Origin of the sequence: Streptomyces sp. OfavH-34-F (assembly GCF_022347745.1) — a bacterium.
Lineage (GTDB): Bacteria > Actinomycetota > Actinomycetes > Streptomycetales > Streptomycetaceae > Streptomyces.
The window spans coordinates 1-12,449 of record NZ_JAKRGC010000185.1; the positions used below are offsets into that span (position 1 = coordinate 1).

The following is a 12,449-nucleotide window of genomic DNA, read 5'->3' on the forward strand; positions in this document are numbered from 1 at the left end:
CGCCCGGTGTACGCGTCGAACCGCTCGTCGCGCTCGACCTCACCCGGCCGCTGGCCACCGTCACCCTCGACGGCGCGGCCGGCACCCGCCTGGCCGACGCCGGGACCGGGGCGCGCGCGGTGGACCGGGGCCTGCTGGCCGGGGCCGGGCTGCTCGCGTCGGAGCAGCTGGGACTCGCCGAGTGGTGCCTCACCGAGACGGTCCGCCACACGCGGGAACGCCACCAATTCAACCGGCCCATCGGCTCCTTCCAGGCGCTCAAACACCGTATGGCGCAGCTGTGGCTCGAGGTCGTGTCCGCCCGCGCCGCCGCGCGCAACGCCGCCGACGCGCTGGCGGCGGACAGCCCCGACACGCCGTTGGCGGTCGCCGTCGCGCAGGCGTACTGCTCCAGGATCGCGGTCCACGCCGCCGAGGAGTGCGTGCAGTTGCACGGCGGCATCGGGATGACCTGGGAGCACCCCGCGCACCTCTATCTCAAGCGGGCCAAGGCGGACGCCACCGCGTACGGCACGGCAGGCCGCCACCAGGACACCGTCGCCGCCCTCATGGAGCTGCCGGCGCCCTGACCCCACACCGTGAGGGGGCGGGCCCACCCGTCCCCTCACACGGTCACCGGACGCCCGCCCTTCCCCGCCCTGCGGGGTCCGACCCAAGCCCTACCCGTTTGGCGGACACGCCACAGCGCCGGACGGCCCGGAGGCTGCGCCACACTGACGCCGAATGCCGCACATCGGGCGCGGCGGAGGAGGGTGGCCATGGCTGTTTCGATCTCGGTGGTGCTGCTTCTGCTGATCCTCGCGGTGGTCTTCCTCCGCAGCGGCGGGCTGAAACTCTCCCATGCCGTGGTGTGCGGGATGCTCGGATTCCTGCTCGCCGGCACCAGCATGGCGCCCAGCATCCAGGACGGCATCATGGCCACCGCCGACGTCGTGAGCGGCATCAGGCCCTGACCCGGCCGGAACGGGCCGCGGTCACTCCGCGGCGGCGCCGCCCGCCGCCTGTTCGGCGCCGGGGATCACCGCCGGCACTCTCGCCGACGCACCCTGCCGTACCGCCTCGACCGCGGCCGCGTGCAGTGCGCGGCTCGCCGCCTCGGACGGACACGGCACGGGGCTGCCCGCCATGGTGAACCAGTCGGCCGCGTCGGTGTACTGCACGGTGATCTGCGCCGTGCCCTCGGCCCACGTCGTATGGACGGTCAGGTCGCCGTACAGCGGCGACCCGCCCTCCTCGGTGAGCACGCCGCCGTGCCCCGAATACACTCCGCGCGTTGTCCAGGACGCCCAGGTCATGCCTCCAGGCTTGCACCAAAGCGGCCGGATCGCGACCCGCGTGAACAGGTAATTCGGACTGTCGTCGCATCTTCGCCCACCGTGCACGAAATCCCCCCGCTCCGCCCCGCGTTACGCGGCCCGGGGAGGGAAGGCGGTCGATCGGGTGACACTGCCCGGTCGCTCCACATGCCGGAGCCGTACCGGGGTTATGCATGCGGGCATGACACGTGATTCCCACGCCAAGAACACCGGATTCCTCCGTGCCCACCGGCTGCGCGCCGCCGGTGTCGCCTGCGTCGTCCTCTCCGCCGCCCTGCTCACCGGCTGCGGCCAGGACAGCGGCAGCGGCTCCACGGCCACGCAGACCTCGGAAGCGGCCCGCGCCGTGCCCGAGGCCACGAAGAGTCCGTCCCCCACCGGGACCGAGAGCCCGTCACCGGGGCAGATGACCGAGGACCAGAAGGAACGCAAGGAGCTCATCTCCGCCACCAAGGTCACCTACGACAAGGCCATCACCACGGCCGAGGACGCGGTCAGCGGCAGCAAGGTCATCGACATCGAGCTCAAGAGCGCCGAGGACGCCGCCGACGACGACGAGAGCGCCTCCCCGTCCCCGACCGGCAGCCCCTCGCCCACCGGCAGCCCGTCGCCGACCGGCAGCCCGTCGCCCGGCTCGGCGCCGCAGTGGGTCGCGACCGTCGCCACCAAGACCGGCACCAAGCACAAGGTGCACATCGACGCCGTCTCCGGCAAGGTCCTCAGCTCCGCGGAGAAGTCCGACCAGGACACCGCGGACAAGGCCAAGACCGCCAAGCGGATGACCGAGGCCAAGCAGACGCCGCAGCAGGCGGCCAAGGCGGCCACGGACAAGAAGAAGGGCACGGTCACGTCCATCGAGCTGGACGAGAACGACCAGAAGACCCTCGTCTGGCAGACCGACGTCGTGACCAAGGACTGGAAGAAGACCACCTTCGACGTCGACGCGTCCAACGGATCGATCACCCACGAGGAAACCGACAACGACTGACGCCCCGCCGCTCCGCGCGACCCCCGGCCCGCCACGGGCCGGGGGTCGCCCGCGTCAGGCCGAGCGCACCGGCTCCGGCCTGTCCTCCGGCGCGTCCGGCGACGCGAACTGCGTCCGGTACAGCTCCTCGTACCGCCCGCCCGCCGCCAGCAGCTCGTCGTGCGTGCCCCGCTCCACCACCCGGCCCTCCTCCACGACCAGGATCAGATCGGCGGCCCGCACCGTCGACAACCGGTGCGCGATCACCACGGCGGTACGCCCCTCCAGCGCCTCGGCGAGGGCCTCCTGCACCGCCGCCTCGGACGTGGAGTCGAGGTGCGCGGTCGCCTCGTCCAGGATCACCACGCGCTGCCGGGCCAGCAGCAGCCGGGCGATGGTCAGCCGCTGCCGCTCACCGCCCGAGAGCCGGTAGCCGCGCTCGCCCACGACGGTGTCCAGCCCGTCGGGCAGCGACGCCACCAGGCCGTCCAGCCGGGCGCGCCGCAGCGCGTTCCACACCTCGTCCTCGGTGGCGCCGGGCCTGGCCAGCAGCAGGTTGGCGCGCACCGTGTCGTGGAAGAGGTGGCCGTCCTGAGTGACCATCCCGAGCGTTTCGCGGATCGACTCGGCGGAGAGATCGCGGACGTCCACCCCGTTCAGCCGCACCGCGCCCTCGTCGGTGTCGTACAGCCGGGGCAGGAGCTGGGCGATCGTCGACTTCCCGGCGCCCGACGAGCCGACCAGGGCCACCATCCGTCCGGGCGCCGCCCGGAACGACACGTCGTGCAGCACCCGCGTACCGCCGCGGGAGTCCAGCGTCGCGACCTCCTCCAGCGAGGCCAGCGACACCTTGTCGGCGGACGGGTAGCCGAAGGACACCCCGTCGAACTCCACGGACACCGGCCCCTCCGGCACCTTGCGGGCGTCCGGCTTCTCGGCGATCAGCGGCTTCAGGTCCAGGATCTCGAAGACCCGCTCGAAGCTGACCAGCGCGCTCATCACCTCGACCCGGGCACCGGCCAGCGCCGTCAGCGGGGCGTAGAGCCGGGTCAGCAGCAGGGCCAGCGTCACGACGGCGCCCGGCTCCAGGCTCCCGCGCAGCGCGTAGTAGCCGCCCAGTCCGTAGACCAGCGCCAGCGCCAGCGCGGACACCAGGGTCAGCGCCGTGATGAACGTGGACTGCGCCATCGCCGTCCGGATGCCGATGTCCCGGACCCGGCCGGCGCGGGCGGCGAACTCGGCGGACTCGTCGGCGGGCCGCCCGAAGAGCTTCACCAGGGTCGCCCCGGGGGCCGAGAACCGCTCCGTCATCTGCGTGCTCATCGCGGAGTTGTGCGCGGCGGCCTCGCGCTGCAGCCGGGCCATGCGCGAGCCCATCCGCCGGGCCGGCACGACGAAGACCGGGAGCAGCACCAGCGCGAGCAGGGTGATCTGCCAGGAGATCGTCAGCATCACGGCCAGGGTCAGCAGCAGCGTCACCACGTTGGACACCACCCCGGACAGGGTGTTGCTGAACGCCCGCTGCGCGCCGATGACGTCGTTGTTGAGCCGGCTCACCAGCGCCCCGGTCCGGGTCCTGGTGAAGAACGCGACGGGCATGCGCTGCACATGGTCGAAGACGGCGGTGCGCAGGTCCAGGATCAGCCCCTCGCCGAGCCGCGCCGACAGCAGCCGGGTCACCAGCCCCAGGCCCGCCTCCGCGACGGCGATCACGGCGATCAGCAGGGCGAGGCGCACGACCGTGCCGCTCTCCCGGCCCTCCACGATCGCGTCCACGACCCGGCCGGCCAGCAGCGGCGTCGCCACCGCCAGCAGTGCCGTGACGACGCTCAGCAGCAGGAACCGGTACATCTGCCGACGGCGCGGCCCGGCGAAGGAGGCGATCCGGCGCACGGTGGCGCGGGAGAACGGTCTGCGGTCCCTTTGCGCGTTGATCGCGCTGTGCAGCGACGACCACGCGGTGACTTCCATGCTCATACGGGTGCCTCCGGGGCAGGACGAATCGGTACGGCCCCGGCGGCCGGCGCGGACCGGGGTGTGGGACAGAACGCTAGAAGCTCAAGCGAGCTTGAGGTCAAACTGTGGGACCTGGTGCCCGGCCGGTTCCGGACGTGCGTAGAATCGGCCCCTGTTTCCGGCCGGACGACGGCAGACACGACCGATTGAGGCAGTTCGACGTGAGTTTCACAGACAGTTCCGAAGCACCGATCTACGCCGGTCTCGTGGAGGAGCACGGGGATGTGCCGGCCGAGGTGCGCCGGGTGGCTGAAGAGACCATGCGCGAGGCCGACCGGGCCATCGACTTCAGCGATATCCGCAGGTCAGCAGCTTACCGCTAAACCGCGGAGCCCTACCCTCGGCTCCCGCCCGAACGCCCGCCGAGCCCCCGGTGACCCCGGTCGCGGCCCGCGCGGACCAGCTGTCCGGGGCCCGCCCGTCACGCACCGCCAGGACCACCCCGGCGGCGGTGCGGTGATCCCTCGTACTGCGGACCCGGCTCTCCCGTCGGAGCATGGAACGACACAGTCGCCGACGACTTCGGGACGAAGGGGAGCCGGATGGGTGGTGAACGGCGCGAGCCACCGGCCGACGCGTTCGAGGCGGAGCTGCACCAGATCGAGGCCCTGAACCGGATGCAGGCACCGGGGCCCGACCCCGCGCTCCCGCCCGGGCCCGACCGCGCCACGCGGGCATCGGGCACCCCGGAGGAGGACCGGCGCCGCGACTCCCTGCTGCTCACCGCCGGACACGCGGTGGCTGCGGCCGACACCCTCGACGAGGCCCTGCGGCTCTCCGCCGGACTGTACGCGCCGGAGTTCCCGCTGGACGGCCAGTGCGTCTTCGGCGTCGCCGACGGCAATCTCACCGCACTCGCGCAGTACGGATTCCGCCCCGGCGAGGACGGCCGCGGCTTCCGCATGCCGATGAACACCGGCTACCCCGCGGCCGAGGTGGCCAGGACCGGACGCGCCGTCTACCTCGCCTCCCCGGACGTGTACAGCCGCCGTTTCCCGGCGACCTGGCACATTTCCGCCCACACGGGCCGCGAGGCGTGGGGCTTCCTGCCCCTGGTGACCGCCGGACGGGTCGTCGGCGTCTGGCTGGCCGCCTTCCGCACCCCGATGGAGTTCACCGCGGGCGAGCGCGCCCTGCTCACCGTCACCAGCCGCATGATCGCCCAGGTCCTCGAACGGGCCCGCGCCAGCCGCGCCGAACTCGAACTCTCCCGGGGCCTGCGCCGCAGCATGCACACCGCCGGCGAGGCACCGACCGGGCTGAGCGTCGCCACCCGCTACGTGCCGACCGGCGGCGGCCTCATGGTCGGCGGCGACTGGTACGACAGCATCGACCTGCCCAACGGCCGGATGGCGGTCGTCATCGGCGACGTGCAGGGGCACGACGTGCACGCCGCCGGGCTGATGGCCCAGCTGCGCACCGCCGTCCACGCCTACGCCGCCGAGGGACACGGCCCGGACGCCGTGCTGGCCCGCGCCTCCCGCTTCCTGACCACCCTCGACGAGGACCGCTTCGCCACCTGCCTCTACATCGAGGCCGACCCCTCCACCGGCGACCTGCACATCGCGCGCGCCGGGCACCCGCACCCCGTCCTGCGCATGGGCGACGGCACCTGCGTGCTCAAACACGTCAGTGGCGGTCTCCCGCTCGGCCTCATGCCCGGCGAGGAGGACTACCCCGTGGACACCGTGCGCCTGCACGAGGGGGAGATCCTCATGCTGTGCACGGACGGGCTGATCGAGAACGGCGGCCACGACATGTACACCGGCTGGGTGCGGGTGCGCGACGCCCTCTCGCCCGGCCCCGCCGACGACCTGGAGGCCATGGCCGACCGGCTCATGGCGGCCATCCTCACCCCGGGCCCCGGCGCCCGCGAGGACGCCGCCGCCCGCGACGGCGACGACATCGCCCTGCTGCTCCTGCGGCGCGACGCGGTGCACGCCCGCGCCGACCTCAGCGGGCGCCGGCTGGTGCTCACGGTGGGCCAGGACCAGGGCGAGGGCCTGGCCGGCGCCCGCGCCGAACTCAAGGCCCTGCTGCACGACTGGGCGCGCCCCGACCAGGTCGACACCGCGGTCCTGCTGGCGACCGAACTCCTCGGCAACGTCCTGGTCCACACCGACCAGGACGGCGCCCTCAACGCCACCGTCTCCGGCGAGACCGGCACCCGCCGGCTGCTCGTCGAGGTCATGGACCGCGGTGACGAACTGCCCCACCAGCGCACTCCCGGCGAACTCGCCTCGTCGGGGCGCGGTCTGCTCCTGCTGGACATTCTCGCCGACCAGTGGGGCGTACGGCCCGAGCCGGAGGGGAAGACCGCCTGGTTCGCGCTCAACGAGGCCGCCCCCGCCGAACCGGGCGAGATCCCCGGCCTCTGACCCGCCCGAGCGGGCCCCGTTGCGTCGCGGGCGCTGCCGCAACCGTTGACAGCCCCGTCCATAACTGGCTTGATGAGCAACGCATTTGGGAGCGCTCCCACGGTCGGTGCTCCCGTACCCGCCGCCTCCCCGCACCCCCACCGACGTGACGAAGGGACAGATCCGTTGCGCTCGTTCACCCTCCCCGCCCTGCGAAGACGATCCCGCAGGCCCGGTCCCCTCACGGCCGTCGCGCTGGCGCTCGGCGTCGGCGCCGGTCTCCTGCTCCCGCTCTCGCCGCCGGCCGGGGCGGCGGACGCCCCGGCCTTCGCCTACGGCGAGGCGCTGCAGAAGTCCCTCCTCTTCTACGAGGCCCAGCAGTCCGGGAAGCTCCCCGACACCAACCGCGTCTCCTGGCGCGGCGACTCCGCGCTGGACGACGGCAAGGACGCCGGCCTGGACCTGACGGGCGGCTGGTACGACGCCGGGGACCATGTGAAGTTCGGTCTGCCCATGGCGTACTCGGCCACCATGCTGGCCTGGGGCGGCGCGGAGCAGAAGGCGGCCTACGAGGCGTCCGGGCAGCTGACGTACCTGAAGAACAACCTGCGCTTCGTGGACGACTACCTCCTCAGGGCCCACCCCTCGCCCAACGTGCTGTACGGACAGGTCGGCAACGGCGGCGACGACCACAAGTGGTGGGGCCCGGCCGAGGTCATGCCGATGAAGCGCCCCGCGTACAAGATCGACGCCTCCTGCCCCGGCAGCGACCTGGCCGGCCAGACGGCGGCGGCCCTCGCCTCCTCCTCGATCGTGTTCGCCGACAGCGACCCCGCGTACGCGGAGAAGCTGGTCACCCACGCCAAGCAGCTCTACACCTTCGCCGACACCTACCGGGGCGAGTACAGCGACTGCATCACCGACGCGCAGAGCTACTACAACTCCTGGAGCGGCTACAACGACGAACTGGTCTGGGGCGCCATCTGGCTGTACAAGGCGACCGGTGACGCCGCGTACCTCGCCAAGGCCGAGTCGTACTACGACAACCTCTCCACCGAGCCGCAGACCAGCACCCGGTCCTACCGCTGGACGCTCTCGTGGGACGACAACTCCTACGGCGCCTACGTGCTCCTCGCCCAGCTGACCGGCAAGCGGAAGTACATCGACGACGCCAACCGCTGGCTCGACTGGTGGACGGTCGGCGTCAACGGACAGCGGGTGCCCTACTCGCCCGGCGGCCAGGCCGTGCTCGACAGCTGGGGCTCCCTCCGGTACGCCGCCAACACCGCCTTCGTGGCGCTCAGTTACTCCGACTGGCTGACGGGCGACGCCACCCGCAAGGCCCGCTACCACGACTTCGCGGTCCGCCAGATCGACTACGCCCTCGGCGACAACCCGCGCGGTTCGAGCTACGTGGTCGGCTTCGGCGAGAACCCGCCCACCAAGCCCCACCACCGCACCGCCCACGGCTCGTGGACGGACCAGATGAACAACCCGGCCGAGAGCCGGCACACCCTCTACGGGGCACTGGTCGGCGGCCCGAGCGCACCCGACGACTCCTACACCGACGAACGCTCCAACTACGTCAACAACGAGGTCGCCACCGACTACAACGCCGCCTTCACCGGCGCCCTGGCACGGCTCTACGCCGAGTACGGCGGCGCCCCGCTCACCGACTTCCCCCGGCCGGAGGAGCCGGACGGGCCCGAGATGTCCGTCCAGGCATCCGTGAACGCGGCGGGCCCCGGGTTCACCGAGATCAAGGCGTACCTGATCAACCGGTCCGCCTGGCCGGCCCGCGCCCTCACCGACGCCTCGCTGCGCTACTACTTCACCCTGGAACCGGGCACCGGCCCCGGTGACATCAGCCTCACCACCAACTACAACCAGTGCGGCGAGGTGACCGGGCCCACGCACGAGGCGGGGGACGTCTACTACGTGACGGTGGACTGCTCGGGGACCGACATCGCGCCCGCCGGCCAGTCCGCGTACCGCAAGGAGGTCCAGTTCCGGATCAGCTCGGCGGGCGCCTGGGATCCGTCGAACGACTGGTCCTACCCCTCGACGGCGACCACGCCGGGCGGCACCCCGGTCGACGCGCCGCACATGGTGCTCCTGGAGGGCTCGACGCCGCAGTGGGGCAGCGCCCCGGACGGCACGGACCCCGGTTCCACCCCGGACCCGACACAGACCCCCGACCCGTCCCCGACGCCCGACCCGACGCAGACCCCGGACCCGACGGAGAGCCCGGACCCGACGCAGACGCCCGAGCCCGGTGCCTGCCGGGTGAGCTACCGGGTCAGCCAGGCCTGGGGCACCGGTTTCACCGCCGACGTGACGGTGAAGAACACCGGATCGACGCCGCTCGACGGCTGGCGGCTCGTCTTCGACTTCCAGGGCGCCGAGAAGATCGGCAACGCCTGGAATGCGACCGCCACCCAGAGCGGCAGCCGGGTGACCGTCCGGAACGCCGGCCACAACGGCGCCGTCCCGGCGGGCGGCAGCGCCTCCTTCGGCTTCCAGGCCGGCGGCGCACCCGCGGCCGACCCCGCCGTCTTCACCCTCAACGGAAAGGAGTGCGGCTGAGACCGGACCGGCTCACGCCCGCTTCGGGGTCCACAGCGCCGCGTACGTGCCGGACACCGCCGCCAGCAGCATCACGCACCCGGTGAAGACCAGCCCGGCGTCGCGCAGGCCGAGCCACACGGCCAGCGCGCCCACGCCCACCACCGGCACGGAGATGCCCAGGTAGGCGACGACGAAGAAGGCGGAGATGGTGCCGCCCCTGTGCTCGGCGGGGGCGGCATCGCCGACCAGCGTGAGGGCCGCCCGGAAGGCCAGCCCCTGCCCGATGCCCCCGCAGACCGCGCCCAGGACGAGCAGCACCAGCGACTTCACCAGCAACGACGACGCCACCAGCAGCAGTCCGGCGATCAGCACCGCACAGCCGAGGGGCAGCGCGCGGCGCGCCCCGGGGCGCGGGGCGAGCGACTGCCCGATCGTCGAGGCGCAGAACACCGAGAACACCACCGCACCGGTCACCGCCAGGTTGTGTACGCCGAGCGTCTTGGCCGCGAAGCTCGGCGCGACCGCGGTGAACAGTCCGAGCAGCGCGAACCCGGCGAAGGCGGCCAGCGAGGCCGGCACGAAGACCCCCCGCACCTCCGGCGGCACCCGCACCCCCTGCGGTTCGAGCCGGGGCCACCGCCGGGGCTCGGCGACCGTCTCTCCCAGCCGGCCGATGAGGACGCAGGCCGTTGCGACCAGCCCCAGATGGACCCAGAACGGCAGCGACAGCGGCCACGGCGTGTACTGCGCCAGCACCCCGGCGAGCAGCGGACCGCAGCCCAGCCCGCCCATGTTGGCGGCCGTGGCCGCGAACCCGGCCCGCGCCTTCTGCCCCGGCTCCGCCAGCTCGATGACCGCCGCCGTCGCCGCGCCGCTCAGCAGCCCGGCCGCACCACCGGACAGCACCCGTCCGGCGAACAGCAGGGGCAGCCCGGTCTCCAGCAGGAAGCAGCCCGCGCTCGCGGCGGACAACACCATGGCGGCCAGCAGCACGGGGCGGCGGCCCACCTTGTCGGAGTAGTTGCCCGCCACCAGGAGGACCGAGATGACCGCGACCGCGTACACGGCGAAGACCACGGTCACCATCAGCTCGGAGAAACCGATCTCCTGCTGGTAGAGCCCGTACAGCGGCGTCGGCAGCGTGGTGCCGGCCATCCCGATGGCGAACACGACGGCCGCCGCCGCGTACCCCGCACGGCGCCCGCTCACCCGTCCCGACTTCTCGCGCACCCTCACGTACGCCACCTTAGGCACGGCCAGCCGCGCGGACCCGCCGGCGGCCGGGCGGCACGTCGCCCGTCAGGGGAAGGCCGGCTGGAGTCCCGCGTACGCCCCGTGACGTGCCAGCAGTTCCTCATGGGTGCCGGTCTCCACGATCCGGCCGTCCTCCATGACCACGATGCGGTCGGCGCCCTGGATGGTGGAGAGGCGGTGGGCGACGACGAAGACGGTCCGGCCGTGCACCAGCCGGGACAGCGCCTCCTGCACCAGGGCCTCGGAGCGGTTGTCGAGCGCCGAGGTGGCCTCGTCCAGCACCAGCACCCGGGGGTCGCGGATCAGCGCCCTGGCGATGGCGAGCCGCTGCTTCTGCCCGCCGGACAGGCGGGCGCCGCGCTCGCCGACCACCGTGTCCAGGCCCTGCGGCAGCCGCCGGACGAACTCCATGGCGTTGGCGTCCTCCAGGGCGCTGAGCAGGGTCGCCTCGTCGGTGTGCCCCAGCCCGTAGGTGACGTTCTCGCGGATGCTGCCCTCGAAGAGGATGGACTCCTGCGGCACCACGGACAGGAACCGCCGGTAGCTGCGCAGGTCGAGCCCGGCCATGTCGGTGCCGTCGAGCAGGATGCGGCCCGAGGTGGGCCGGATGAACCCGATGAGGAGGTTGAGGACGGTCGACTTGCCCGCCCCGGACGCCCCGACCAGGGCGATGGTCTCGCCCGGCCGCGCGGAGAGCGTGACCCCGTCCACGGCGGGCCGAGCCTCGCCGTACCCGAAGGTGACGTCCTCGAAGTCGATGCGCCCGGTGACCCGCTCCACCCGCGCCTTGCCGGCGTTCTGCTCCAGGTCGGGGGCCTGGAGGACCTCGCCCGCCGAACGCACGGACTCCAGCCCCTTGGTGAGGATGGGGGCGAGCCCGAGAAGCGTGGTCACCGAGCCGGTCAGGACGGTGAAGAAGGCGCTCAGCATGACGACGTCCCCGGCGGTCACCGGCATCCAGCCGTGGTACGCCACCAGCGCGGACCCGGTGAGGCAGAGCACCCCGAGCGTGTTGAGGAGGACCCAGGCCAGCGACCCGAAACGGCCGTTGAGCATGTCCAGGCGCAGCCCGGCGGCGAACATCTGGCGCAGCGAGCCGTCCACCCGTCCCAGGGCGGTCCGCTCCAGGCCGTGGGCACGGGTGATGGGGATGAGGGTGGTCATCTCACCGACGCGCGAGGACAGCTGCTCCACCTCGCGGCGGAAGGACTCGTTGTGGCTGCGCAGCCGGCCGCGCAGCTTCATCACCAGGAAGCCGGCCGCGGGGACGACGACGAGGAAGACGGGCAGGAACGAGGGCACCCGGATGCCGATGACGACGAGCCCGCCGACCAGCGTCACCACCGCCCCGAGGCCCATGTCGGCGCTCTGCTGCACCATCTGCTCCACCGCCTCGACGTCGCGGACGACCTTGGCCTGGAGCACGCTGGAGCTGACGCGGGCGTGGTAGCCCACGGACAGCTGCTGCATCCGGCGGCAGAGCGCCGAGCGCAGGGTGATGCCCATGCGGCGGATGCTGCCGCCGAGGCACCGTACGTACCACTGGTGGAGCGGGTAGTTGAGGACGAGGACGAACAGCAGGAGTCCGGTCGCCTTCCACAGCTCCGACTCCGGGCCGTGCTGGACGACCACGTCCAGCACCGTGGCGGTGATCAGCGGCAGCAGCCATATGGGGCTGTGTTTGAGGGTGAAGAGGACGACGGCGAGCGCCAGCCGCCCCCGGTCCGGGCGCAGCAGGAGGGCGAGGGTGCGGACCGGGTGTTCGCCGCGATAGCGGTGGTCCAGATGGTCGAAGGGCGCCAGGGATTCGGCGGAGGGTGGGGATACCGCTTTGTGCATGCGGTCATCCCACCCCGCCACCGGCGCCCGGAGCAAATGTGTTCCACGGACAGGGATTCGAGCACCGGAGCGGGCGGGGGAGGGGTCAGCGGACGGGCGCTTCGCGCGGCTGCTCCTGGGGGGCCGGTGCGG

10 protein-coding genes are annotated in these 12,449 nt (G+C 72.6%); 6 read left to right on the forward strand and 4 right to left on the reverse strand.

The window, feature by feature from the left end; translation table 11 throughout:
* Window positions 1–569: acyl-CoA dehydrogenase family protein (locus MHW47_RS23285; protein WP_275449553.1), on the forward strand; the 569-nt coding region annotated here is incomplete at its 5' end.
* Window positions 570–758: 189 nt separating this feature from the next.
* Window positions 759–953, forward strand: a complete 195-nt coding sequence (locus MHW47_RS23290; RefSeq protein WP_239225727.1) for a hypothetical protein — start codon at window positions 759–761, stop codon at window positions 951–953.
* 21 nt (window positions 954–974) lie between these two features.
* Here MHW47_RS23290 and MHW47_RS23295 read toward each other — a convergent pair whose 3' ends face one another.
* Entirely contained in the window at window positions 975–1,295 is a 321-nt protein-coding gene (locus MHW47_RS23295) for a hypothetical protein (RefSeq protein WP_239225728.1), read from the reverse strand.
* Between the two features lie 202 nt (window positions 1,296–1,497).
* On the opposite strand from MHW47_RS23295, the gene MHW47_RS23300 reads away from it, so the two are divergent.
* Window positions 1,498–2,304: a PepSY domain-containing protein gene (locus tag MHW47_RS23300; RefSeq protein WP_239225729.1), complete on the forward strand. Its 807-nt coding sequence runs from the start codon at window positions 1,498–1,500 to the stop codon at window positions 2,302–2,304.
* A 54-nt stretch (window positions 2,305–2,358) separates the two neighbouring features.
* Here the strand turns inward: MHW47_RS23300 and MHW47_RS23305 are convergent, their stop codons facing one another.
* On the reverse strand, window positions 2,359–4,260 hold the full coding sequence (locus MHW47_RS23305; protein ID WP_239225730.1) for an ABC transporter ATP-binding protein: 1,902 nt from the start codon (window positions 4,258–4,260) through the stop codon (window positions 2,359–2,361).
* Window positions 4,261–4,460: 200 nt separating this feature from the next.
* Here MHW47_RS23305 and MHW47_RS23310 point away from each other — a divergent pair, with 200 nt between their 5' ends.
* The 3 genes from MHW47_RS23310 (at window position 4,461) to MHW47_RS23320 (ending at window position 9,242) form a co-directional block, all read left to right on the forward strand.
* A complete protein-coding gene (locus MHW47_RS23310; RefSeq protein ID WP_239225731.1) occupies window positions 4,461–4,622 on the forward strand; it encodes a hypothetical protein in 162 nt (53 codons plus the stop codon).
* Between the two features lie 219 nt (window positions 4,623–4,841).
* Window positions 4,842–6,677 (forward strand): SpoIIE family protein phosphatase, encoded by a 1,836-nt coding sequence (locus MHW47_RS23315; RefSeq protein WP_239225732.1) that lies wholly within the window; start codon window positions 4,842–4,844, stop codon window positions 6,675–6,677.
* 165 nt (window positions 6,678–6,842) lie between these two features.
* The gene (locus tag MHW47_RS23320) at window positions 6,843–9,242 is read left to right on the forward strand and encodes a glycoside hydrolase family 9 protein (protein WP_239225733.1); all 2,400 of its coding nucleotides are present in this window, start codon (window positions 6,843–6,845) and stop codon (window positions 9,240–9,242) included.
* A gap of 12 nt (window positions 9,243–9,254) precedes the next feature.
* On the opposite strand, the gene MHW47_RS23325 is transcribed toward MHW47_RS23320, so the two are convergent.
* Entirely contained in the window at window positions 9,255–10,379 is a 1,125-nt protein-coding gene (locus MHW47_RS23325; protein ID WP_239225735.1) for an MFS transporter, read from the reverse strand.
* A gap of 144 nt (window positions 10,380–10,523) precedes the next feature.
* Complete coding sequence (locus MHW47_RS23330; protein ID WP_239225734.1) at window positions 10,524–12,317, reverse strand: ABC transporter ATP-binding protein; 1,794 nt, start codon at window positions 12,315–12,317, stop codon at window positions 10,524–10,526.
* Window positions 12,318–12,449: the final 132 nt, after the last annotated feature.